The 20,836-nt window shown below is 60.1% G+C and carries 21 protein-coding genes and 2 tRNA genes; 11 read left to right on the forward strand and 12 right to left on the reverse strand.

Annotation, left to right across the window (positions count from 1 at the left end; translation table 11 throughout):
• Nucleotides 1-53: 53 nt before the first annotated feature.
• Nucleotides 54-470, reverse strand: a complete 417-nt coding sequence (locus tag FHT85_RS09945) for a hypothetical protein (RefSeq protein WP_112412481.1) — start codon at nucleotides 468-470, stop codon at nucleotides 54-56.
• Nucleotides 471-711: 241 nt separating this feature from the next.
• Between FHT85_RS09945 and FHT85_RS09950 the strand changes: the two genes are divergently transcribed.
• Nucleotides 712-1,644, forward strand: coding sequence for a DUF1499 domain-containing protein (locus FHT85_RS09950; RefSeq protein ID WP_112412414.1), 933 nt, complete (start codon nucleotides 712-714; stop codon nucleotides 1,642-1,644).
• 188 nt (nucleotides 1,645-1,832) lie between these two features.
• On the opposite strand, the gene FHT85_RS09955 is transcribed toward FHT85_RS09950, so the two are convergent.
• Both FHT85_RS09955 and FHT85_RS09960 read right to left on the reverse strand, forming a co-directional pair.
• Nucleotides 1,833-2,741, reverse strand: a complete 909-nt coding sequence (locus FHT85_RS09955; RefSeq protein WP_112412413.1) for an MBL fold metallo-hydrolase — start codon at nucleotides 2,739-2,741, stop codon at nucleotides 1,833-1,835.
• The gene (locus FHT85_RS09960; RefSeq protein WP_112412412.1) at nucleotides 2,738-3,040 is read right to left on the reverse strand and encodes a cupin domain-containing protein; all 303 of its coding nucleotides are present in this window, start codon (nucleotides 3,038-3,040) and stop codon (nucleotides 2,738-2,740) included. Before FHT85_RS09960 ends, FHT85_RS09955 begins: the two co-directional genes overlap by 4 nt.
• A 158-nt stretch (nucleotides 3,041-3,198) precedes the next feature.
• On the opposite strand from FHT85_RS09960, the gene FHT85_RS09965 reads away from it, so the two are divergent.
• Nucleotides 3,199-3,273, forward strand: a tRNA-Gln gene (locus FHT85_RS09965).
• A gap of 111 nt (nucleotides 3,274-3,384) precedes the next feature.
• On the opposite strand, the gene FHT85_RS09970 is transcribed toward FHT85_RS09965, so the two are convergent.
• Nucleotides 3,385-3,810 carry a hypothetical protein gene (locus tag FHT85_RS09970; RefSeq protein ID WP_112412411.1) on the reverse strand — a complete coding sequence of 142 codons (426 nt, stop codon included), beginning with the start codon at nucleotides 3,808-3,810 and terminating at the stop codon, nucleotides 3,385-3,387.
• Between the two features lie 302 nt (nucleotides 3,811-4,112).
• Here FHT85_RS09970 and FHT85_RS09975 point away from each other — a divergent pair.
• The 6 genes from FHT85_RS09975 (at nucleotide 4,113) to FHT85_RS10000 (ending at nucleotide 7,438) form a co-directional block, all read left to right on the forward strand.
• Nucleotides 4,113-4,189, forward strand: a tRNA-Pro gene (locus tag FHT85_RS09975).
• Nucleotides 4,190-4,524: 335 nt separating this feature from the next.
• Nucleotides 4,525-5,334 (forward strand): pentapeptide repeat-containing protein, encoded by an 810-nt coding sequence (locus FHT85_RS09980; protein WP_246779939.1) that lies wholly within the window; start codon nucleotides 4,525-4,527, stop codon nucleotides 5,332-5,334.
• Nucleotides 5,335-5,371: 37 nt separating this feature from the next.
• The gene (locus FHT85_RS09985; RefSeq protein ID WP_112335535.1) at nucleotides 5,372-5,869 is read left to right on the forward strand and encodes a GAF domain-containing protein; all 498 of its coding nucleotides are present in this window, start codon (nucleotides 5,372-5,374) and stop codon (nucleotides 5,867-5,869) included.
• 182 nt (nucleotides 5,870-6,051) lie between these two features.
• On the forward strand, nucleotides 6,052-6,501 hold the full coding sequence (msrB, locus tag FHT85_RS09990) for a peptide-methionine (R)-S-oxide reductase MsrB (protein WP_112412409.1): 450 nt from the start codon (nucleotides 6,052-6,054) through the stop codon (nucleotides 6,499-6,501).
• The gene (gene msrA / locus FHT85_RS09995) at nucleotides 6,498-7,025 is read left to right on the forward strand and encodes a peptide-methionine (S)-S-oxide reductase MsrA (protein WP_112412408.1); all 528 of its coding nucleotides are present in this window, start codon (nucleotides 6,498-6,500) and stop codon (nucleotides 7,023-7,025) included. Before msrB ends, msrA begins: the two co-directional genes overlap by 4 nt.
• Complete coding sequence (locus FHT85_RS10000) at nucleotides 7,022-7,438, forward strand: DUF6314 family protein (protein WP_112412407.1); 417 nt, start codon at nucleotides 7,022-7,024, stop codon at nucleotides 7,436-7,438. Before msrA ends, FHT85_RS10000 begins: the two co-directional genes overlap by 4 nt.
• A gap of 31 nt (nucleotides 7,439-7,469) precedes the next feature.
• On the opposite strand, the gene FHT85_RS10005 is transcribed toward FHT85_RS10000, so the two are convergent.
• From FHT85_RS10005 to FHT85_RS10020, 4 genes are all read right to left on the reverse strand, one after another.
• Nucleotides 7,470-8,552 carry a 3-deoxy-7-phosphoheptulonate synthase gene (locus tag FHT85_RS10005; RefSeq protein WP_183774070.1) on the reverse strand — a complete coding sequence of 361 codons (1,083 nt, stop codon included), beginning with the start codon at nucleotides 8,550-8,552 and terminating at the stop codon, nucleotides 7,470-7,472.
• A 416-nt stretch (nucleotides 8,553-8,968) separates the two neighbouring features.
• Nucleotides 8,969-10,030, reverse strand: coding sequence for a porin (locus tag FHT85_RS10010; RefSeq protein WP_112335540.1), 1,062 nt, complete (start codon nucleotides 10,028-10,030; stop codon nucleotides 8,969-8,971).
• A gap of 439 nt (nucleotides 10,031-10,469) precedes the next feature.
• A complete protein-coding gene (locus tag FHT85_RS10015; protein ID WP_112412480.1) occupies nucleotides 10,470-10,811 on the reverse strand; it encodes a hypothetical protein in 342 nt (113 codons plus the stop codon).
• Between the two features lie 226 nt (nucleotides 10,812-11,037).
• Complete coding sequence (locus FHT85_RS10020) at nucleotides 11,038-12,588, reverse strand: MFS transporter (RefSeq protein ID WP_112412405.1); 1,551 nt, start codon at nucleotides 12,586-12,588, stop codon at nucleotides 11,038-11,040.
• A gap of 180 nt (nucleotides 12,589-12,768) precedes the next feature.
• Here FHT85_RS10020 and FHT85_RS10025 point away from each other — a divergent pair, with 180 nt between their 5' ends.
• Together FHT85_RS10025 and hisC are read left to right on the forward strand one after the other, a co-directional pair.
• Nucleotides 12,769-13,692, forward strand: a complete 924-nt coding sequence (locus FHT85_RS10025) for a LysR family transcriptional regulator (RefSeq protein WP_112412404.1) — start codon at nucleotides 12,769-12,771, stop codon at nucleotides 13,690-13,692.
• Nucleotides 13,693-13,857: 165 nt separating this feature from the next.
• Nucleotides 13,858-14,916 (forward strand): histidinol-phosphate transaminase, encoded by a 1,059-nt coding sequence (gene hisC / locus FHT85_RS10030; protein WP_112412403.1) that lies wholly within the window; start codon nucleotides 13,858-13,860, stop codon nucleotides 14,914-14,916.
• A 142-nt stretch (nucleotides 14,917-15,058) separates the two neighbouring features.
• On the opposite strand, the gene cysN is transcribed toward hisC, so the two are convergent.
• From cysN to FHT85_RS10045, 3 genes are all read right to left on the reverse strand, one after another.
• Nucleotides 15,059-16,549, reverse strand: coding sequence for a sulfate adenylyltransferase subunit CysN (cysN, locus tag FHT85_RS10035; RefSeq protein ID WP_112412402.1), 1,491 nt, complete (start codon nucleotides 16,547-16,549; stop codon nucleotides 15,059-15,061).
• Nucleotide 16,550: 1 nt separating this feature from the next.
• Complete coding sequence (cysD, locus tag FHT85_RS10040; protein ID WP_112412401.1) at nucleotides 16,551-17,504, reverse strand: sulfate adenylyltransferase subunit CysD; 954 nt, start codon at nucleotides 17,502-17,504, stop codon at nucleotides 16,551-16,553.
• A 126-nt stretch (nucleotides 17,505-17,630) separates the two neighbouring features.
• On the reverse strand, nucleotides 17,631-18,368 hold the full coding sequence (locus FHT85_RS10045; protein ID WP_183774073.1) for a phosphoadenylyl-sulfate reductase: 738 nt from the start codon (nucleotides 18,366-18,368) through the stop codon (nucleotides 17,631-17,633).
• Between the two features lie 490 nt (nucleotides 18,369-18,858).
• On the opposite strand from FHT85_RS10045, the gene FHT85_RS10050 reads away from it, so the two are divergent.
• Nucleotides 18,859-19,305, forward strand: a complete 447-nt coding sequence (locus tag FHT85_RS10050; protein ID WP_015339121.1) for an RrF2 family transcriptional regulator — start codon at nucleotides 18,859-18,861, stop codon at nucleotides 19,303-19,305.
• 50 nt (nucleotides 19,306-19,355) lie between these two features.
• On the opposite strand, the gene FHT85_RS10055 is transcribed toward FHT85_RS10050, so the two are convergent.
• Nucleotides 19,356-20,717 (reverse strand): chloride channel protein, encoded by a 1,362-nt coding sequence (locus FHT85_RS10055; protein ID WP_112412479.1) that lies wholly within the window; start codon nucleotides 20,715-20,717, stop codon nucleotides 19,356-19,358.
• Nucleotides 20,718-20,836: the final 119 nt, after the last annotated feature.

Below are 20,836 nucleotides of genomic sequence, written 5' to 3' on the forward strand. Positions count from 1 at the left end.
ATAGCGCCGCGCGTGGTGGCGCGAAAGGCGTATTCCGCCGCAGGCAGGGTTGCTTACGCCGCTTCCCTCGGCTTTGCCGGCATCCGCTGCAAGAGATCGACGAAGGCATCGGCGAAGCGCAGCAGGTGCTCGGTCTCCCCGTCGGGTTGCAGGAGGCGGATTTCCGCGCCATCTTCGTCCAGCGCGGCAAAGAGGGTGCGCATCGTCGCGTCTCCTTCCGGAATTCGCAGCACCGCCAATCTGCGGCAATCCGGTATCAGCCCTTCAGCCGGCAGATCGAACAGGAAATCGCCCTGTACGGCCGAAGCTGCCTTGCGCACGGCTTCGCAGAAGCCGGGCTCGCCACCGGAAAAACCCTCGAGCGAAAGCTCCAGTTCCAGCAGTTCCAGCGGCAGAAACGGGTCGCTCGCGTCGGCTCCGGTAATCGTTGCTCCCGGCAGCGACTGGGCCGCGACGTCTTGAGAAAGCATCGGTTCCATCTCATCAAGTCCTTTCACAGCCTCGATAAAACGCTAAAGAATGGCCTTTTTTAGGAATTTAAGCAAGTGCTCACGTTTTTGGTCTAGGCGTTACTGGTTTGAGCTTCGACAAAACATTGGACGACGATGCCGTGACATTCGATTTATTTTCGGCATTTCTTGATCTAAACATAAGTCGCTTTCCGGGATTCGGTGCATCCGGCTTCCGATCCGACGCGCCGACGAGCCCTTGATGACCATTCGTTTCGACCGTCCTGTTTCACATGCCGCCCGTGCCGCGCGTTTGATCGCTTCATTTGCATTGGTGCTCTGTGGCGTGACGCTGATCGGCCACCGTTTTGCGCCGCTGGAAACGCCTTATTTCGTCCTGCTGCTACTGATTTCTGCCGGCTGCGCGATCCTGGCGGTGCTACTGGCGCTGGTCGGTTTGGCCCAACTATGGCAGAGCGCTGCCATTGGCGGCGTCTCCGCCGTCAAGGCGGTTGTCTATGCCGCTCTGCCGCTCGCCATTCTAGGCCTCGGCACCGAGCGCTACTGGACGCGCCCGCATATCTACGAGATTTCGACCGACCTCAACGATCCGCCTGACTGGCTGGCGACCCCGGATACGCGGCAACTGTGGCTGCCGCCGCGCCATCTAGTGACGCAGCAGGAACGCGAGGCGCAGTTCGAGGCCTATCCCGCCTTGATCAGCCGTCGTTACGAGGGTGCGTCCGACCGCGTGTTGGAAGCGGTGCGCAAGGTCGCGCATGATCGCCACATCACCATCATCAAGGCTGAAGGCGCCGATGTCGCGGATCCGAACGGCAACGTGAAGCCGAAACGCCGTACACGCCCGCAGACCGCCAATCCGGCGCAGGACGGCAGCGCCGCCGGTGATGTGCCCGCCATTGTTCCCGTGCCGACCCCGCGTCCCTTCCGCGATGGAGTTGCGGAACTCATCCGCCAGAATACCGACGTCATCCTGCAGGGTGAAACGCGAACCCGCATTTTCGGCCTGCCATGCGATATATTGATCCGCATTCGCGAGGAGGCGGAAACGACGCTCGTCGATATTCGCGTCGCCTCCCGCTACGGCCAGGATGATCTCGGCGTCAGCGCCGATCTGGCCGATGACTATTTAAAGGCACTGGATGCGGAACTGCTCGGCATTGCCGGAAGCTGAGTTTCCCAATCTCTCCTTCTCCCCTCGGGCAGAAGGTGGCCCGAAGGGTCGGATGAGGGGGCTTGCCGCTTTGGATGCGGGAATTTCGTGCTCTTGACACCTCCTCACCCTGCCCTCTCCCCGAGGGGAGAGGGGGAACCGTGCCCGCCATCAAACTTCTGAAATCGCCGATAATCACCCGTCTCAGCTCACACAGGACGATAGGCGCCCAGGAGCGCCGGCGGTCCATCGGTTTCCACCTGACCCTTCTCGACCAGGTCTTCCAGATGTGCCAGCACCGAAAGGGCGGCTGCGCCATGCAGGCGCGGGTCCGTATCGCGATAGATGGCTTTCACCATGTCCGGGATCAGCCGGTCACCGGCTTTGATGCGCTCCAGCACGGCGCGCTCGCGCATGCGGCGGTGGGTTCTGAGGCCGCGCATGAAGGAGGCTGGCTCCTTTACCGGACCGCCGTGACCGGGCAGAAACAACCGGTCGTCGCGGGCAAGAAGACGTTCCAGCGAGGTCATATAGTCCGCCATCGAACCATCCGGCGGCGCGACGATCGAGGTCGCCCAGGCCATAACATGGTCGGCCGAAAAGACGATGCCGGTGCCGTCGAGTGCGAAGCAGGCGTGGTTGGCCGTATGGCCCGGCGTCAGCAGCGCCGTCAGCTGCCAGCCGTCTCCGGCGACGCTTTGACCATCGGCAAGCACGATGTCAGGCCGAAACTCCGTGTCGGAGCTTTCGGCAAAAGGATTAACCTCGCCCTGATGGAGCGGGCGCGCAGCACGGTGCGGCCCTTCGCCGACGGTCAGCGCCCCCGTTGCCTCCTTCAATCGCTTGGCCAGCGGCGAGTGATCGCGATGGGTGTGGCTGACGAAGATATGCGTGACCTCGCGCCCCTTCAGCGCCGCCATCAGGGCAGCGAAATGCTCGTCATTCTCCGGACCGGGATCGATGACGGCGACGGAAGGGCCGCCGACGATGTAGCTGTTGGTGCCGTGGAACGTGAAGGCGCTGGGATTGTTGACCGTCATCCGCTCGATACCGGGCGCAATGGGAACGGCCCGGCCATAGGCGGGTTCGAAGGCGAGGTCGAAGTCAGGCGTACTCATGATTGTTTGTATTCGATTTCGATAAAGGACATCGGCTCGGTGCCGGCATTGACGACATTGTGCTCGGCGCCTGCCTCACGCCGATAGGCGGCACCCTTGGCGATATCGACCCGCCTGTCGCCGCCCGGCTCCTCCAGAAGAAACTGGCAATCGGTCATCGGCACCACGACATAGCCGAGGCCATGGACATGATGCCCGGTATCGGCACCCGGCTCGAAATCCCAGCGCGTGATGCGGCAAACCGCGTCATCGAGAAGCACGGTAGGCACAGCCGAAAGGCGGGCGCGAAACTGGCTCATCAAGCCTCCTTATTTCGAATGCAGTGCAACAAGACCTATCATAGCCGCCTGGAAAGCACACAGAAATATGCGTCCGTGCATCACTTAGTCATTGTAGCGCGATGCGACCTTTGCTAATCAGACGCCGGTTTGGCTGGCATGACAGCCATTTCCCATGTTGGGGCGTCGCCAAGCGGTAAGGCACCGGTTTTTGGTACCGGCATTCCCAGGTTCGAATCCTGGCGCCCCAGCCACATCCTATCCTCTTTGTACTGAGACAGTGGTCGCTAGGTGCGCGACTCCAAACGCAACGGGCGACCTTTCAGGCCGCCCGCTTATATTGTCTCGGGATGAAGCTTTTGGCTTCAGTCCGCTTGGTCAGCTTTTGCAGTCTTTTCCGGCGGCGCCAGGAGCTCGGCGCAATAGGACGAACCGCTGACACCCGGCTGGTCGCCGAGAATCTTGACCGAGCGGATTTCGTAGCTCTGGTTGGTGACGATGTCGGCCTTGCAGCTGAGGGAGCGCTTGCCGGCTTTCTTGCCTTCCTTGTTGACGACGGTGACGTTCTTGTAGCCGCCACGCCAAGTGTAGACGCGATTGCCGCCTTCGTCGCGATCGGAGAGCGGCGGTCCGTAAGCCGCGAAGAAGCGGCCTGCAGACTGGCCCTGCCAGCGATCCTGAACGGGGTTCTTCGCAAGCAGCGGCAGGGCTGCTGTCGTTGTTGTCGTCGTGGTGCTGCAACCGGCCAGCGCCAGCAACAGTCCAGCCGCGGTGATCATGCGGATATTCATCGTGTCGTCCTTGAGCTTCTGTCACGCAAAGGTCGCGGAAAAGCCGCGCTGTCCCACGACATTTCCACCTGTCCCGCTTAGGGCTTTAGCGCCAAAGCCGGCAAAAGAAAATTCCTATCATTGTGTACAAACGGGATTTTACTTGATCTGTTGCGTCTTTTGCACGCCGGCATTTTCGGCCGTTGTTTCCTGCCACTTTTCTAGGCAGATGCGGGTGTAATTTTTTCGTCAAAAATCAAAAGGTTTTTGAGATTGGTGCTTGTGCATCAAAAATGGCTGGTCTATAGAAGCGCCGCTGGTCACGGAGTGTAGCGCAGTCTGGTAGCGCACCACGTTCGGGACGTGGGGGTCGAGTGTTCGAATCACTCCACTCCGACCAGCTTAAAATACTGATCCTGTTCCCGAAAAATCCCCCGTTTAAGAATACTGTCTGGCTGGCTTGCGCAAGGCCGGAGTGGTTCCGCCAATATCGTCGCGGCATTTCTATTACGCCGTCCCGCTCCCCGCTGCGGGCCGTATGGAGTTTTGCTACAATTCTTCTGGTGCCCGTCGGCCGTTTCCCCACTCCATCGGCTCACATCCAAACCACGTCTTAGATATGCTTTTGCAAAACCGGCTCTTTTTGTCGCCCGAAGCACCATGTACAAGGAAGAGGGACGTGCATCCGACTCAGGGCGAGAGTTCGGCTGGCAGGTGTTGGAGCGGAGTAACGGAATGGATCTTGTGGACGGGGTGGCCAGATTGGTTGGGGAGACGATCATGGGGTGGCGCCGGCGTAACGATGCTTTGCGCGGTGATGCTGTCGGGAAGAGATCGGGAATCGCAACCTTCTTTGGGGTGCTGGCGTTGAGCGCCGCATTTCTTCTGGGTTCCGGCGGTACTGCCCTGCGCGCCGGCGATTGCGGCAATGTCGCCGGGCCGGGACTGGATTGGAGTGGCTGCAGCAAGGCCAATATCATGCTGCAGAGCAGCGACCTGAAAGGCGCCAATCTGGCCGGCGCGCATTTCGACAGCACTGATCTCAGCGACACCAACCTGACCTCGGCCAATCTCGAAAAGGCTACCCTCGTGCGTGCCTGGCTGAAGAATGCCAAGGCCGATGGCGCCAACTTCGCCAAGATCGAGGCATACCGCTCCGATTTCAGCAACGCTACCGCTAACGGCGCGTCCTTTGCCAATGCCGAATTGCAGCGGGCCGAATTTGCCGGCGCACAGCTGAAGAACGCTGATTTTCAGAAAGCGGAGCTCGGCCGCGCCGATTTCGACAAGGCCGTACTGACGGGGGCGAATTTCTCCTTCGCCAATCTCTCGCGCGCGACCTTGAACGGTGCGGTGATGGACGGATCGACCTCCTTCAGCGGCGCCTTCATGTATCTGACGCGCATCGAGGGTCTCGATCTGTCGAACGCAAGCGGTCTGCAGCAGGCCCAGATCAATCTGGCTTGCGGGGACAATACGACCATATTGCCGTCTTGGCTGAAGGCGCCGTCCAGCTGGCCTTGCCCTCCCGACGATAAGGACTGATAGTCTCTCCAGGACGGAACTTTGAAAGACCAAGTCAATGTTTGCAGAAAAAGCGGTCCAGCACGACAGCAAATCCGAATTCTATCGAGAACTTGCGGATCAGCTGAAGGCCTTGCTTGACGGTGAGCACGATTGGATTGCTAACGCGGCCAATACTTCTGCATTGATCTACCAGATGCTGCCGGACCTCAATTGGGCGGGCTTCTATTTCCTTCAGCGGGAAGACGAGCTTGTGCTGGGGCCGTTCCAGGGCAAGCCAGCCTGCGTCCGCATTGCCGTCGGTCGCGGCGTCTGCGGTACGGCGGTCGAAAGGGCGCAGTCGATCCTCGTCGAGGACGTGCATGCCTTTCCCGGTCACATTGCCTGCGATGCGGCCTCGCGCTCGGAGCTGGTCGTGCCTCTCCTTCGCAATGGAAAGGTCTTCGGCGTCATCGATCTCGACAGCCCGCTTCCCGGCCGCTTTGATGGTGACGATCAGGCCGGCATCGAGGCGCTTGCCGCGATTTATGCTGCCTCAAGCGAAGCGAATAGGTAAAGCGCGGGAAGGGTGAGGCGTCACGCCGTCGTGATCGATATGGCAAATAGATCATGCGATGCCTATATTGGCTCTGCAACCACTCCCTTAGCGCTGATCGAGCTTATTCCGGCCTTCTCCAGTCCTCATTGAGGGCGTCAGGCCAAGCTCGGAAGGCGTGCTAAGGGGCAAGGAGAACAACAATGGGCAAATACAGCAAGACGGCAGAGGCCATCGCCAAGCTTACCCCTGAGCAGTATCGCGTGACGCAGCAGAGCGGCACGGAACGTCCTGGCTCCGGTGAATATCTCTACAACAAGCAGCCGGGCATTTACGTTGACATCGTCTCGGGCGAGCCGCTTTTTGCCTCGGCCGACAAGTTCGATTCCGGCTGCGGCTGGCCGAGCTTTACCAAACCGATCGAACCCGCCAATGTCAGCGAATTGACCGACAAGTCGCATGGCATGATCCGCGTCGAAGTACGCTCGGCCAATGGCGATAGCCACCTGGGCCATGTTTTCCCGGATGGGCCGATCGATCGCGGCGGCCTGCGCTATTGCATCAATTCCGCCTCGCTCCGCTTCGTGCCGCGTGACCGCATGGAGGCAGAGGGCTATGGTGCCTATATCGATCAAGTGGAGGATGTAAGATGACAACGGAACGTGCAGTTCTCGCCGGCGGTTGCTTCTGGGGTATGCAGGATCTCATCCGCCGTTACAATGGCGTCATCTCGACGCGCGTCGGCTACAGCGGCGGCGATGTCCGCAACGCCACCTATCGCAACCATGGCACCCATGCCGAGGCGATCGAGATCATTTTCGATCCGCAGAAGATCAGCTATCGCGATCTGCTGGAGTTCTTCTTCCAGATCCATGATCCCTCCACGCGCAACCGCCAGGGCAACGATGTCGGCTTGAGTTACCGCTCGGCGATCTTCTACACCAGCGAAGAGCAGAAGCATGTTGCGCTGGATACTATCGCTGATGTCGACGCTTCCGGCCTGTGGCCTGGCAAGGTCGTCACCGAGGTCGCACCAGTCGGCGACTTTTGGCAGGCAGAGCCGGAGCACCAGGATTATCTGGAGCGCTATCCGAACGGCTATACCTGCCATTTTGTCCGGCCTGGCTGGAAACTGCCACGCCGGCAGGCCGACGCAGCACAGCGCGCGGCCTCATGATGAAAGGATCGGCCGGTACTGACCGGCTGAACCTCTATCTCGGCACATGGGAGGTGAAGCGGCGAATCCTCGATCGCTTCAACTGCTCAGTGCTCACATTCGAAGGGCAGGCGTTTGTCACGCCTGTCCAGTTCGAGGAGCACGGTGAGACGCGAAGCGATCACGCAACACTGAGAAGTAGCCGCACCTATCGGCTCGATGACGCGTACGACCATCTCGTCGTGCGCTTCCCCAATCTTTCGGAATTCATTCGCATCGGAGACAGTGCCTCTCAGCGCGTCACCCATCATTGCGGTCCCGATCTCTATCGGGGCCATCTGTTCTTTCGCTCGCCGGATGCTTGGGCGGAGGTGTGGCATGTGCGCGGGCCTAGAAAAAACTATCTGAGCCTCGCGCACTACCGGCGCGTTTAACCTGAACCTGTCTCCCGAATGAGAGACGGCGTTAGCGTGCCTGGCGCCGTGCTCGAACGGCCTTTGCCAGGTCTTCCAGCGTACGAACCGAGGTCGGCCAGTCGATACAGCCATCGGTGATACTCTGGCCATAGACCAGCGGCTTGCCCGGCACGAGATCCTGGCGGCCGGCCACCAGATTGCTCTCCATCATCATGCCCTTGATCCGCCGGTCGCCGGCTGCAACCTGCTCGGCGACTGACGTGACGACGAGCGGCTGGTTTTCCGGATTCTTGCTGCTGTTGGCATGGCTGGCATCGATGATGATGCGCGGCTCGAGCCCGACCTTGAGGGATTGTTCCGCCGTTGCCTGCACGCTTGCGGCATCATAATTGGGCTCTTTGCCGCCGCGCAAGATGATATGGCAGTCCTCATTGCCGCGGGTCGAGGCGATCGCAGCAAGACCTTCCTTGGTCACGGCGGGGAAGTGATGCGGCTGTGATGCCGCGACGATCGCGTCGAGCGCGATGCGCACATCGCCATTCGTGCCATTCTTGAAACCGACGGGGCAGGAGAGGCCGGATGCCAGCTGACGATGCACCTGGCTCTCCGTTGTCCTCGCGCCGATCGCCCCCCAGCTCACCAGATCGGAAATATATTGCGGCGTGATCGTATCGAGATATTCGCAGCCTGCCGGCAAGCCGATCTCGTTGACATCGAACAGCAGCTTGCGGGCAATGCGCAGACCTTCTTCGATGCGATAGCTGCCGTCGAGATGCGGGTCGTTGATCAGGCCCTTCCAGCCCACCGTCGTGCGCGGTTTCTCGAAATAGACGCGCATGATGATTTCGAGATCGTCGGCGAAGCGATCCCGCTGTTCTTTCAGTCGCGCCGCGTAATCGAGCGCTGCGGCCGGATCGTGGATGGAGCAGGGGCCGATGACGACGATCAGCCGGTCGTCTTCATCACGCAGAATGTTGTGAACGGCGTTGCGCGCGCCGGTAACGGTCGCCGTCACGGCTTCGTCGCGAGGGATTTCGTCAATGATCCGAGAGGGCGGCGTCAGCGCCGTGATCTCGACAATGCGCAAGTCGTCGGTGGAATTCAACACGGTATCGGTTCCTTTTGGGGTCATACCGTGGCGACAAAAAAGCCGCCAGGTAGACTAGCGGCTGGTTCGGGTCTTTTGCTGTCGTGTCTCTTCTAACTACGCACAGGCCCGCCTCCGCTGAGAGCAGCGGTACGAATAAAATCGCGAGGCATATGCGAAGGTCAAAGACATGGGTCGTCTCTACGATAAAAAATGCCTGATGTCGATGAGGGAGAATGAGAATTGAGAGGGCAGCGTCAAGACGCCTTCATTCGGGAACGAAATGCCCATCTGCCCGCTCCCGCTCCCTTCGCGCTGAAGCCCCCGGTAAGCTAATCCCTAGCCTGCCCGAGAGAAATAACGAACCCCTGGCTCGGAAGGACCGGCCCCACTTCGCTGGAAGTAAGGCCGATCCCCATCCGATCAGGGGTCAAGTCAGATCAGATCTCGTAAACGAGCTATTAGAAGCTGCGCTGGAAGCGAAGAACGCCAGCCCACTGGTCCTGATTGATGGAGTCCCAGTTGGTGTAGGAAACTTCCGGCGTGATCTGGAGGTTCTTGACCGGGTTCCACTTGACGTTTGCCGTCGCTGCGAAGATCTTCGAGTCGGTGTAGGCAACCTGAGCGTTAGCCTGCAGCTTTTCGTTGATCGGAACGGTGACGCCGCCCCAAACAGCCCAGTCGCCCCAGCCGATATTCTTGGCAGGGCCGGCACCGTTGGCGTTTGCGTACTTGTTCAGCTTGTCGCCATCGGTGTTCCAGCCGCCCATCAAGAAGGCCTTGAAGACGCCGAAGTCGGCATCGACGCGAGCCTTGATGGCGCCTTCTTCGACGATCGAGTCGTAACCGCCGACGATCTTGAAGCCGAAGTTGCCAGCCTTGTAACCAGCACCGGCAACAACGTCAGGGATGTAGTGGTTGGTGCTGTCTTCGCCGTTGACGCCCTTAGCGCCCGAACCGGAATTGCTGTCTTCAACCGAGACCACAGCCGTGAAGCCGTTGCCGGCGTCGTAGTTGTAGGTCAACTGGTTGAGTTCGTACGGGCCGTCATTGACCACGTCGTCGTTGATGACGCCGCCAGCGTAACCGATGTACGAGTTGTACTGGGAGTCAGCCTTACCGACGAGGAAACCGCCGAGGCTGATGTTTGCGAACAGCAGCTTCGTGGTGGTCGCGCCGCCATCCTGCCAGTCGAAGCGGATGACCGTGTTGGTCTTCAGCGGACCGTATTCAGTGTCGGTTGCCGTGTCGAGGCTCAGATGAGCACGCGTGTGCCACAGCGTACCGTTATGGCTGTCCGGGTTGTAGGCATCGTACCACTTGCCTTCGGTACGGACATAACCGCCGATCTTGAGGCAGGTTTCCGAGCCCGGGATGAAGAAGTAGCCAGCGCCATATGCGTCGCAGATGCGGACGTATTCGAGCGGTTCCGGCTCGGCAGCAACGATAGCGTCGGCTGCGTGAGCGCCAGAAACTGCTGCCAGGGCAGCAGCGGAGCCGAGAAGAAGGCTCTTGATGTTCATAAAAACTCCAATCCAATATAGATTGGGCATAGGCTATCGCGCTGAAAATCGACGTGCCCTTACCCTATCCCTGTTTAAAACCCCGACTCGGGAGAAACGGGCCCCACCCGCTTCTGGTCGCTATTAAAAGCGATTTCCTGCAAAGTTATATGATATATTTTTCTCGGGATGACTTTTTCGTGAAATTTAAGTTTCAGTTGCAAGAAAGCAACATTCAAGCACAAACATAATAAGAGCAGCATAATATTGGCTGCGTAATAGTCACTTCGAGGTACGATAGAAGGCTGCGTCCTCTTCGAATATTATTTTATGATAACATTATTTGATAATATTGCCGGCGTCCGGATATTCGAGCGCAATTGTCAATTTGACCGCCGGAGCATTACCGCCACGAAGGCATATGCTCGCGATTGATATTGCGTTTCCCGTGCCGGTAGTATCAGGCGGGTCGCTTCGAAGCTGAGGTAAGGATCTTGCTCAGCATTGAGCCGATCATGATGCCCCAAAGCCCGCTGGTCATGCCAACGATAATGTCTAGCGTCGAACCAAAATTCCCGTTCGCCAGGAGATGCGAAACGGAAAGCGCCAGTACGCTACCGATCATCAAAAGGCAGGTGAAAGAGGGGGATTGCGGATAAGCGAGGCGCGCAAGCATGCCTGCGACACAGAGTGCGGCGGCGCGAAAAATGTCGAACGGATTGCCGAATGCGGCCTGCCAATTGAGATGTGCGAGCGTCACGCCGACGAGCGCCGCTATATAGGTCCAGGCAATAATCTTCAAAAACCGGTCTGATATCATGGGGATATGATATAGCAGCGGTGGATATAAACGCCAGCCTGACACTGCTTTGTAGAGCGTTCGCGCATGGATCCGACGCGCACATTTTATGTGGCCTCGAAACATTCTGTTGCAGCGTGGCAGGTTTTTCGGCCTTCGATCGGCCTTCTTGTTATGCCGGGTTGGGGCGGACTGACCGAGTAATTTTCCGGTCAGCCGCCAACATTGCTTAGGCGTTCGATACGCGCATCGTATCCTCTTCCTCTCCCGGTTGTTCGGCATCTTCTGTGACGGCGCTTGCTGACGATCGGCCGAGGAAGGAAAAGACGACGGCTGCCGTCAGTACAGTGATGCCGGTCAGTAGCCAGAGCAGTGTGCTGAAGGCGTCGCCATAGCTCTGGATAAGAGCATCGTGACCGATCGCGGGCACATTCGATGCTGCGGCGGCCAGATTGCCGGTTACGAGCTGCTGTGCAGCCATAGCGGCGTGCTCACCGAGCTCCGACTGGATGAAGGCAGAGAGAACGGCGCTGACGATTGCAAGCGCGACCCCTTCGCCGGCGACGCGGGTAGTGCTGAAGATGCCGGTTGCCATGCCGGCTCGCTCCTTGGGAACAACGCTGACGGCGAGCCCATCCATCAAGCCCCAGGGCAGGCTGATGCCGACGCCGATCGTCAGCAGCGGGCCGATGAGGACAAACGGAGCCGAGCCTGCTGCAAAATGGCTGAGCCAGAAAAGGCCTGCCGCCGAGATGATGAGGCCGGTGCCGCAGATCGTTGCGGGGCTGAACCAGCGGGTGAGAAGTCCTGCAACGATCGGCAGGATGAGCAGCGGTGCCGACAGCGCGACCATCATCCGCCCGGCGGCGATCTCGCTCATGCCTTCGATGCCGACGAACCGCACGGGCAGCAGGATCAGCAAAACGACGAAGGCATAGGCGGGCGCTGCCGCCAGAAGCTGTACGCCGACGAAGCGCGGATAGCGAAAGAGGCTGAGATCCAGCATGGGCCGTTTCACGACGCGCTCGACGATGCCGAAAGCAAGGAAGAACAATGCTGCGCCGGCCAGCAGGGCGAGGACGAGCGGATCGCTCCAGCCGGTTTCCGGCGCGCGCAGCACGCCATAGGTGAAGAGCGTCAAGGCAAGCGTGAAGCTCAGTGCGCCCGGCCAATCCAGCCTCGCCGCGTCGGGATCTTTGGATTCGCGCAGGAAGCAGGCGCCGAGGCCAAGTGCGAACAACGCCAGGGCGACCACGAGAATGAAGATGGACGGCCAGCCGAAGGCATCGATCATCAAGCCGGACGCGATTGGCCCGAAGGCGAGACCGACGCCGAAGCTGGAGCCGACGATGCTGAAAGCACGCATCCGCGCCGTGGCGTCGAACTCCTGCGCCAGCGAGGCCATGCCGCCGGAAAAAGCGGCGGCTGCGCCAAGGCCCTGCAGTGCCCGCAATATGTCGAACCAGACGATGTTGCCGGCTAGCGCCAAGCCGGCTGAGAAGAGCGCGAAGCAGCCGACGCCAGCCAGGAAGATACGCCGTCGGCCAAAGCTGTCTGCCAGCGCGCCGGATGCCATCAGGCAGCTGCCGAAGGTCAGCATAAAGGCGTTGGTGACCCAATTGAGTGCGATCGGGCTGCCGCCGAGCGTGCGGCTGATGGCCGGTAAGGCAACAGCGGGGCCGGTGAATGTCAGCGGCATCGCCGCTGCAGCGCAGCAGACGGCGACAAGGACGAAGAATTTCTCGGTCGGACTTGCGACCTTTGTCTGGGGAGAAGTCATCGGATTACCGTGAGGTTTGAGCAAAGGGGAAGTGGCGGGCAATCCTGGGAGTGGTGCTGGCCAAAGGCCGGTGCCCGCGCGCTTCAAATGACTCAGGCAGGATATATTTGCTGTAATCGGATGATAATTGCGCTAGTTTTCCATATATACCGGAATAAAACTCTCGAATGGAATGCGCGCATGGATCGTTTGAGCGGCCTGACGGCCTTTGTTCGCACTGCGGATCTCGGCAGCTTTGCCGCTGCTGGACGCGTGCTCGGCCTTTCGGCATCCGCCGTCGGCAAGGCGGTTAGCAATCTGGAGCATCAGCTTGGCGTCCGGCTGCTGCAGCGTTCCACACGCAGCATCCGGCTGACGGAGGAGGGGCGTCTCTTTCACGAACGCTGCCGGCGGGTGCTCGACGATCTCGAGGATGCGCAGGCCTCGCTTGCGCAGGCGGTTGCCGTGCCACGCGGGCGTTTGCGCGTCAGTGTGCCGATCGTCAGCTATCACTTCCTCTTGCCCGTCGTGCCGGAATTCGTGGCCCGTTATCCCGAGGTTGAGCTCGACATCGATTTCAACGACCGTATCGTCGATATGATCGAGGAGGGGGTTGATGTTGCGATCCGCAGCGGCGACCTGCCGGATTCCCGGCTGATATCGCGCACCTTGCGTCCGTTTCAGATGTTGCTCTGCGCCGCGCCCAGCTATCTCGAACGCTTCGGTATTCCCGGTTGCCCGCGTGATCTCAACGAGCATCTGGCTGTCAGGTTTCGCTTTCCCAACAGCGGCAAGCTGCAGGATTGGCCGCTGACGATGCCCGAAGGCGAGCCGGATCTGCGCATGCGAACGGCCTTCTCCTGCAACAATATGGAGGCGGTGCGCGGCGCGACCGTTGCCGGCCTCGGCATCGGCTGCATGCCGGATTTCCTCGTGCGCAGTACGCTTGCGGAAGGAAAGCTCAGAACCGTTCTCGATGATTTTATCGACGAACCCGGCCACTTCCATCTGCTTTGGCCGTCCAATCGCCATATGTCGCCCAAGGTTCGGGTTTTTGTCGATTTTCTGAGCGAGCGGTTGTTTGCAAAGAGCTGTGATGTTTTGCCGGCGACGACCGCTGCCTGAGACACAGATCATCGTATCGGCTTGAGGTCCGCTTGCCTGCCAAGCGAGATAATTTCAGAATTGCTCGGGAGGCAGTTGTCGCGGGAGCTGGAGTTTGCGACGGTGTTTGCTCATATGCAGACTTGCCGCACGATCGGTCTGCAATCGCTAACTTTGGAAATCACGATGAGCCACTTCTGGAGCCCTATTGTTCATTCCTTGATCCCCTATGTCGCCGGCGAGCAGCCGGCCACGGGCGGAATAATCAAGCTCAACACCAATGAGAGCCCTTACGGTCCTTCACCGCTTGCCCTGGAGGCGATCTCGAAGGCTACATCCGACACACTGCGGCTCTATCCGGATCCGACGGCGCGGGAGTTGCGTGTTACAATCGCCGAGAGTTTCGGGCTCGACAAGGACGAGGTCTTCGTCGGCAATGGATCGGACGAGGTTTTGGCCCACACGTTCCAGGCGCTGCTGAACCATGATGAGCCCTTGCTTTTCCCCGACATCAGCTACAGCTTCTATCCGACCTATTGCCGCCTCTTCGGCGTGGCGTACCGGCAAGTTCCGGTCGATGCCGAAATGCGGGTCCGCCTCGAGGATTATCGCCAGCCCTGCGGTGCAATCATTCTGCCCAATCCCAATGCGCCGACAGGCATCGGCCTACCTCTGACTGATATTGAAACTCTTCTTAGGGATCATCCCGATCAGGTCGTCGTCATCGACGAGGCCTATGTCGATTTCGGCGGCGAGAGTGCGGTTCCACTTGTCCGGACATATCCGAACCTCTTGGTAATTCAGACCCTGTCGAAGTCGCGCGGGCTCGCCGGCCTGCGTGTCGGCTTCGCTGTCGGGCAACGGCCGCTGATCGAGGCACTGGAAAGGGTCAAGGACAGCTTCAACTCCTATCCTCTCGATCGACTTGCTCAGGCAGGTGCGGTAGCGGCCTGGAAGGATCGGGACTGGTTCGAACGCCATCGCGCCATGATCATCGCCAGCCGGGAACGGCTGGCCGCCGAACTCGGAGATCTGGGCTTTCACGTTCTGCCCTCATCCGCCAATTTTCTGTTCGCGCGGCATCCGAGCAGGCCGGGTGTGGAACTGGCGGCAGAGCTTCGGAGCAGGAACATTCTGGTAAGACGGTTTTCCGCCGAGCGTATCGACGACTTCCTGCGCATCACGATTGGAACGGATGAGGAGTGCGACCGCCTGGTGGCGGCTCTCGGCGAAATATTGCAGTGACACTGGCAGCTCGAAGGATTGCTTCAAGACTGTCAAAAAAGAACGAGTGGCCTCTACCGTGGCCGCAATGGTGCCACTAAGCAGCAAATGAAAAAGGCGGCGGAGCCGAGCCCGCCGCCTTTCTTTTCAGACGCAATAGCGATCAGATGTCGCTTGCGGCATTCGCCCAGATTTCCGCGGCCTGTGCTGCGGTCACCCGACGCACATCCGTTTCATCGCGGCGGCTGGCGAAGAGTTCGCTTGCCATGATCTGCTCGGCGAGATCGGCGGGCAGGGACAGGAGAACGCGCTGGCCATCCTTGTGAATGCCGCCGACATCGGAACGTTTGCCGGTGATCATGCCGCCCGCAACCGTGTTGTTGCTTTCCGGGTCGATCAGGATGAAGGAGCCGGTCGAGCGGTTCTGCTCATAGGGATCGAAGATGGCGCTCTCATCAAAGGTCAGGCGAACCTTGCCGATCGCGTTCATCCACAGCGCCTGCGCCGGAGCCCATGCGCCGGTCTTCAGCTCAAGCTGGGCGATCGGCTGCACCTGCACGCGCTGGCGGCGGCTGCCGCTCTTCAGCCAGTAGCGCTTGCCGGGCTCGATGCCTTCCGGCTGCAGCGCGACGATCTGCGCGTCGAAGGAGAGGCCTGTCTGCGGCTGGCTGTCGATGGCGACGATCATATCGCCGCGCGACACGTCGACCTGGCGGTCGAGAACGAGCGTGATGGCATCGCCGGCGACCGCCGCGTTGCGCACGAGATCGAAGGTAACGATCTTCGAGACATTGGCGACCATGCCCGACGGCAGGATCATGACGCTGTCGCCCGGCTTCACCGAGCCGCCAGCGACCGTGCCCTGATAACCGCGGAAGCTTTCGCCGGGCCGGGAGACGCGCTGCACCGAAAGGCGGAAGCCGACCGTCTGCGCCGAGCGAACGGTCGCCAGTTCCAGCGTCTCGACCAGAGTCGGGCCGGTGTACCAAGGCATGGCAGCCTGGGCGGAATAGACGACATTTTCACCCTTCAGCGCCGACATCGGAATGGCGGTGATCTGCTTGACGCCGAGCGACAGGGCGAATTCGCGGAAGTCGTTGGAAATCTTCTCGAAGCCGGCGCGGTCGTAGTTCGTCAGATCGATCTTGTTGACGGCGAGCACGAACTGCTTGATGCCGAGCAGCGACGCGATCGTCGCATGGCGGCGGGTCTGCTCGAGGATGCCCATGCGCGCATCGACCAGCAGCACGGCGAGATCGGCCGTTGAAGCGCCGGTTGCCATGTTGCGCGTATATTGCTCGTGGCCGGGCGTATCCGCGACGATGAAGGAGCGCTTGTCGGTCGAGAAATAGCGATAGGCGACATCGATGGTGATGCCCTGTTCGCGCTCGGCCTGCAGACCGTCGAGCAGCAGTGCAAAGTCGGGGAGGCCGAGATCGTTCTGCTTGCCGGTGGAATCGCGCTGAAGGGTGGCCGCCTGGTCTTCCTTGACCGCCTTGGTATCCCAGAGGAGACGGCCGATCAGCGTCGATTTGCCGTCATCGACGCTGCCGCAGGTAATCAGGCGAAGCGGGCGCGAGTCGCGAAGGGCTTTGGCCGGTTCGGCGGCAGGCCCGACGGCAGGAATTGTGACGACGTTTGCGTTTACGGTCATCTCAGAAATATCCTTCGCGCTTCTTCTTTTCCATGGAGCCGGACTGGTCGCGATCGATAGCGCGGCCCTGACGTTCGGAAACCGTGGCGATTTCCAGCTCTGCAATGATCTCTTCAAGGGTCGTGGCGGTGGAGCGGATGGCTCCCGTCAGCGGGAAGCAGCCGAGCGTGCGGAAACGGATGAGTTCCTCGCGCTTGGTCTCGCCCGGCAGCAGCTCGAGCCGCGGATCGGCCGCCATGATCATCATGCCGTCACGCTCGACGATTGGGCGCTTCGCCGCGAAATAAAGCGGCACGATCGGAATTTCCTCGGCCTGGATGTAGCGCCAGATATCGACTTCCGTCCAATTGGAGAGCGGGAAGACGCGAACGCTTTCGCCCTTGCGGATCTGGCCGTTGTAGACGTTCCACAGTTCCGGGCGCTGGTTGCGCGGATCCCAGCGATGGTCCGGCGTGCGGAAGGAATAGATGCGCTCCTTGGCGCGCGAGGCTTCCTCGTCGCGGCGGGCGCCGCCGAAAGCGGCGTCGAACTGGCCGGCATCGAGCGCATGACGCAGCGCTTCCGTCTTCATGATATCGGTGTAGCGGGCCGAGCCATAGGTGAAGGGGGTGATGTTCTCCGCCTTGCCACGCGGATTGATGTGCTCGATCAGGTCGAGATCATACTTCTTCACGATCTCGTCGCGGAAGGTGATCATCTCGGCGAATTTCCAGCCGGTGTTCACGTGCAGCAGCGGGAAGGGGACGCGGCCGGGATAGAAGGCCTTGCGTGCCAGATGCAGCAGCACTGACGAGTCCTTGCCGATCGAATAGAGCATCACGGGACGCTCGAATTCGGCGGCGACCTCGCGGAAAATATGGATCGCCTCGTTTTCCAGCGCTTTCAGATGCGGATCGAGCGGCGGCTTGACGCTTTGCGGATTGGAGATTTCCGTATCCGGACGGCTATCGGGCATTGATGACTCCAGAACTTTCAAATGTCCCGACCGGAATTTGGTCGGAAAGAATAGATGCGTTGGTTCCCAGTTGATCGGCGGCGTAGGGGACGCGCTTGGGATCGATGCCGGGATCCGGCGGGTGGTTCATTGTGTTGCGGCAGCGCCTTCTTCGTGGACATGCAGGCCGCATTCGCGCTTTTCGTCGTTTTCCCACCACCAGCGGCCGGCGCGTTCAGGCTCGCCGGGCTTGATGGCGCGGGTGCAGGGCTCGCAGCCGATCGAGGGATAGCCTCGTGCATGCAGCGGGTTTACCGGCACGCTGTTGTTGGCGACGTAAGCGCGGATCACATCGATATCCCAATCGGCAAGCGGATTGATCTTGATCAGGTTGCGCTCAGGATCGAATTCGGCGAAGGGCGTATCGGCGCGGTTGGCGGACTGGCCGCGGCGCAGGCCGGTGATCCAGATGCTGGCGCCCGAAAGTACCCTTGCAAGCGGCTTCAGCTTGCGCACGCCACAACAGGCATGCCTGGCTTCGACGCTCTCATAGAAACCGTTCAGACCGTATTTTTCCGCATAGGCGTCGATATCGGCCTGTTCCGGCTCGTAGCGGACGATCTTGATATCATATTGGCTTTCCGTCTCGTCGATCAGAGCGAGCGTTTCCGGGAAGAGGCGACCGGTCTGCAGGGTCGCCACCTCGATCGGCAGGCGGTGATTGCCGATCTCCGCCGTGATCACCTGATCCTCGATCCCGAGCGACGTCGTGAACACGGCACGGCCACCGAGGCCGGCCACGAGAGATAGACGGCCGGCAAGATCGAGTGATGCAAGCTGGCTGTTGAGCGTCGCGGCATCTTCAATAAGGGTAATGGCAGTCATGGGGGATCCTGTCCTAATGTTGCCGGGAGTATCGCAGTTCGCAACGGCAGCGGACAGAAAAATAGATTTCGAAACGGAGCGGCTGGAGAGTAAATATCTCCATGAAGCAGCGCCGATAAGGAAAAGCGACCGCCTCGGCTCCTAACCAAGGCGATTTGCCACCGATGGCGGCCCTTCGGAAGCACTTGATATGGCTCGCCATGTTTAAGTGCTTGCTTTAATGTCTATAGAAATAGTAGAGTTACACATAGCTTGTCAAATGGAAATCGGAAGTGATGCCCAAAATGATGCGTTGCGGCGGATTTTGTGCTAAACCATGGGCATAGCGATGAAGAATGATAACAAGTCTGGGTTGCTAACGTTTCCTGGCCGTGCGCCAAGGGTGTGAGTGCTTCGAAATTGCCTCGGGGACGAGGGCTGAGGAGTTCTGTAGCGGACCGGCCGAATCGCTCGACCGGACGTATCGCATGTGTGTGTGAAGCGGTTCGAAATGATTACTCAGAAAGCAAAATACGCGCTGCGGGCGCTGTCTGCCTTGGCCCAATCCGAGGCGGGCGAGCCGATGATGATTTCCGACATCGCCGCCCAGCAGAAGATCCCGAAGAAATTCCTGGAACAGATCCTTCTCGACCTGAAGCATCAGGGTATCGTCATCAGCCGCCGCGGCAAGCAGGGCGGCTACCTCCTGCGCAAGCCGGCAAACGAAATCACTTTCGGCGAAATCCTGCGGGTCATCGACGGGCCGCTGGCGCCGCTGCCCTGTCTGTCACTGACAGCCTATCGTCGCTGCGACGATTGCGACGGCGAGCAGACCTGCGAAATCCGCCACGTCTTTGCTCGGGTGGCGGACGCGACCCGAAAGGTGTTGTTCTCGACGACCATCGCCGATGCTATCGCTCAGCCGGAGGATGCGGAAGTTGCCAGGCTGATGGCCTAACTGATCAGGTCCAAGGGAGCTAACGGGTCTTCCTCGCAGCGCTTCGACAATCAGTGGGCGGCGTGTTCCTCGCCGCTTTCCTTGTCCATGGCGCGCCGGGCGCGGATTGCTGCGGCGATGAAGACGCGGGACAGCCCATGATACAAGGGCTCGCGCGAGAGCAGCCGCGACGTCACATAGCCGATCATCGATACAGCCATGATCGGGATGACGGCCTGATGATCGCCGGTCATTTCGAGGATGATGACGAAGGCGGTCATCGGTGCCTGAACCACGCCCGCGAAATAGCCGGCCATGCCGAGGATAGCCGCAAGTGCGATGCTGCCGCCGATCAGCGTGCCGACCGTGCTGCCGAAGCCGGCGCCGACGGCAAGCGAAGGCGCGAAGATACCGCCGGGAATGCCTGATATCATCGACAGGAAGCTTGCCAGTAGCTTCTCGACGAAGAAGAGCAGGGGCAGGGCATGTCCTTCCACTGCGCCGCGGGCTTGCTCGTAACCGGTGCCGAAGGTTTGGCCGCCGGAGAGCACGCCGATGGCAGCCACGACGAGACCGCAGAGGCCGGCAAGGATCAGCATGCGTTTCAACGGCTGAGGCTGCGCCCAGCGGCGGATGCGGATGCCGGCATAGAGCGCCAATCCGCTGAAAGTGGCGCCGAGCGCGCCGCCGCCCACGCCGCAGATCAGCATGACGATCCAGTCCCGAAACATCGTCGGCGCGGCGTCGGCCGTGCCGAAATAATTGTAGCTGCCGGAAAGGCCGAGTGCTGCAAGGCCGGAAAGAATGACGGCGGTCAGGACCAGGCCGTTGGCGCGGGATTCATAGGTGCGGCTCATCTCCTCGATTGCGAAAACGATACCGGCAAGCGGTGTGTTGAAAGCGGCGGCGATGCCGGCGGCGGAGCCGGCGAGGATAAGCCCTTTCGCCTGTGCCATGCCGCCGAAGCGGGCAACCGCCAGCATGAAGGACGCGCCGACCTGCACCGTCGGCCCCTCGCGACCGATCGAGGCGCCGCTTAAGAGCCCTAATATGGTCAGCACGATCTTGCCGAAGGCGAGCCGCAGCGACAGCAGCTTCGTGCGATCCTCTTCATGATGCAGGTGCCGCGCGGCGATCGCCTGCGGAATGCCGCTCCCCTGCGAATTGGGAAACAGCGTCGCAGCCAGATACGCCGACAGAACGAAACCGAGTGGCGTCAAAAGCAGCGGCAGAAGCCACATCCACTCTCCCGATTGCGTCACGCCGGTAAAAGCCCGCTGCGCCAGATCGGCGAGCTTGGCGAAGCCGACGCTGATAACGCCGATCGCCAGAGCGCCCGTCCAGAACACCAGACGTGGCCGCCAAAGATTGAAGGAGCCCCAGATGACACGGGAACGGCGGAGCAGCTTGGACTTGCGGTAGATAGGGGGCATGGAACGTGTGACCGTTATACTGGCCCGCATGCCCTTTGGAGGCATTTTTCCGGGCCGCTCACCTCGTGGGGAGAATTGCGATGTCGATCTTTCTTGCAGAATTTCCTTTTGCGGCCAAG

This window comes from Rhizobium sp. BK312, assembly GCF_014193605.1.
Classification (GTDB): domain Bacteria; phylum Pseudomonadota; class Alphaproteobacteria; order Rhizobiales; family Rhizobiaceae; genus Rhizobium.

Excerpts from the sequence above, each read along its gene's own strand:
- FHT85_RS10005 (WP_183774070.1), bottom strand. The coding sequence starts at position 8,552 with ATGACCCCAAAAGGAACCGATACCGTGTTGAATTCCACCGACGACTTG.
- msrA (WP_112412408.1), top strand. The coding sequence starts at position 6,498 with ATGACAACGGAACGTGCAGTTCTCGCCGGCGGTTGCTTCTGGGGTATG.
- hisC (WP_112412403.1), top strand. The coding sequence starts at position 13,858 with ATGAGCCACTTCTGGAGCCCTATTGTTCATTCCTTGATCCCCTATGTC.
- FHT85_RS09985 (WP_112335535.1), top strand. The coding sequence starts at position 5,372 with ATGTTTGCAGAAAAAGCGGTCCAGCACGACAGCAAATCCGAATTCTAT.
- FHT85_RS09980 (WP_246779939.1), top strand. The coding sequence starts at position 4,525 with ATGGATCTTGTGGACGGGGTGGCCAGATTGGTTGGGGAGACGATCATG.
- FHT85_RS09955 (WP_112412413.1), bottom strand. The coding sequence starts at position 2,741 with ATGAGTACGCCTGACTTCGACCTCGCCTTCGAACCCGCCTATGGCCGG.
- cysN (WP_112412402.1), bottom strand. The coding sequence starts at position 16,549 with ATGACCGTAAACGCAAACGTCGTCACAATTCCTGCCGTCGGGCCTGCC.
- FHT85_RS09950 (WP_112412414.1), top strand. The coding sequence starts at position 712 with ATGACCATTCGTTTCGACCGTCCTGTTTCACATGCCGCCCGTGCCGCG.
- FHT85_RS10010 (WP_112335540.1), bottom strand. The coding sequence starts at position 10,030 with ATGAACATCAAGAGCCTTCTTCTCGGCTCCGCTGCTGCCCTGGCAGCA.
- FHT85_RS09945 (WP_112412481.1), bottom strand. The coding sequence starts at position 470 with ATGCTTTCTCAAGACGTCGCGGCCCAGTCGCTGCCGGGAGCAACGATT.
- FHT85_RS10020 (WP_112412405.1), bottom strand. The coding sequence starts at position 12,588 with ATGACTTCTCCCCAGACAAAGGTCGCAAGTCCGACCGAGAAATTCTTC.
- FHT85_RS10000 (WP_112412407.1), top strand. The coding sequence starts at position 7,022 with ATGATGAAAGGATCGGCCGGTACTGACCGGCTGAACCTCTATCTCGGC.
- FHT85_RS10055 (WP_112412479.1), bottom strand. The coding sequence starts at position 20,717 with ATGCCCCCTATCTACCGCAAGTCCAAGCTGCTCCGCCGTTCCCGTGTC.
- FHT85_RS10045 (WP_183774073.1), bottom strand. The coding sequence starts at position 18,368 with ATGACTGCCATTACCCTTATTGAAGATGCCGCGACGCTCAACAGCCAG.
- FHT85_RS09960 (WP_112412412.1), bottom strand. The coding sequence starts at position 3,040 with ATGAGCCAGTTTCGCGCCCGCCTTTCGGCTGTGCCTACCGTGCTTCTC.
- FHT85_RS10050 (WP_015339121.1), top strand. The coding sequence starts at position 18,859 with ATGATTACTCAGAAAGCAAAATACGCGCTGCGGGCGCTGTCTGCCTTG.
- msrB (WP_112412409.1), top strand. The coding sequence starts at position 6,052 with ATGGGCAAATACAGCAAGACGGCAGAGGCCATCGCCAAGCTTACCCCT.
- cysD (WP_112412401.1), bottom strand. The coding sequence starts at position 17,504 with ATGCCCGATAGCCGTCCGGATACGGAAATCTCCAATCCGCAAAGCGTC.
- FHT85_RS10025 (WP_112412404.1), top strand. The coding sequence starts at position 12,769 with ATGGATCGTTTGAGCGGCCTGACGGCCTTTGTTCGCACTGCGGATCTC.
- FHT85_RS09970 (WP_112412411.1), bottom strand. The coding sequence starts at position 3,810 with ATGAATATCCGCATGATCACCGCGGCTGGACTGTTGCTGGCGCTGGCC.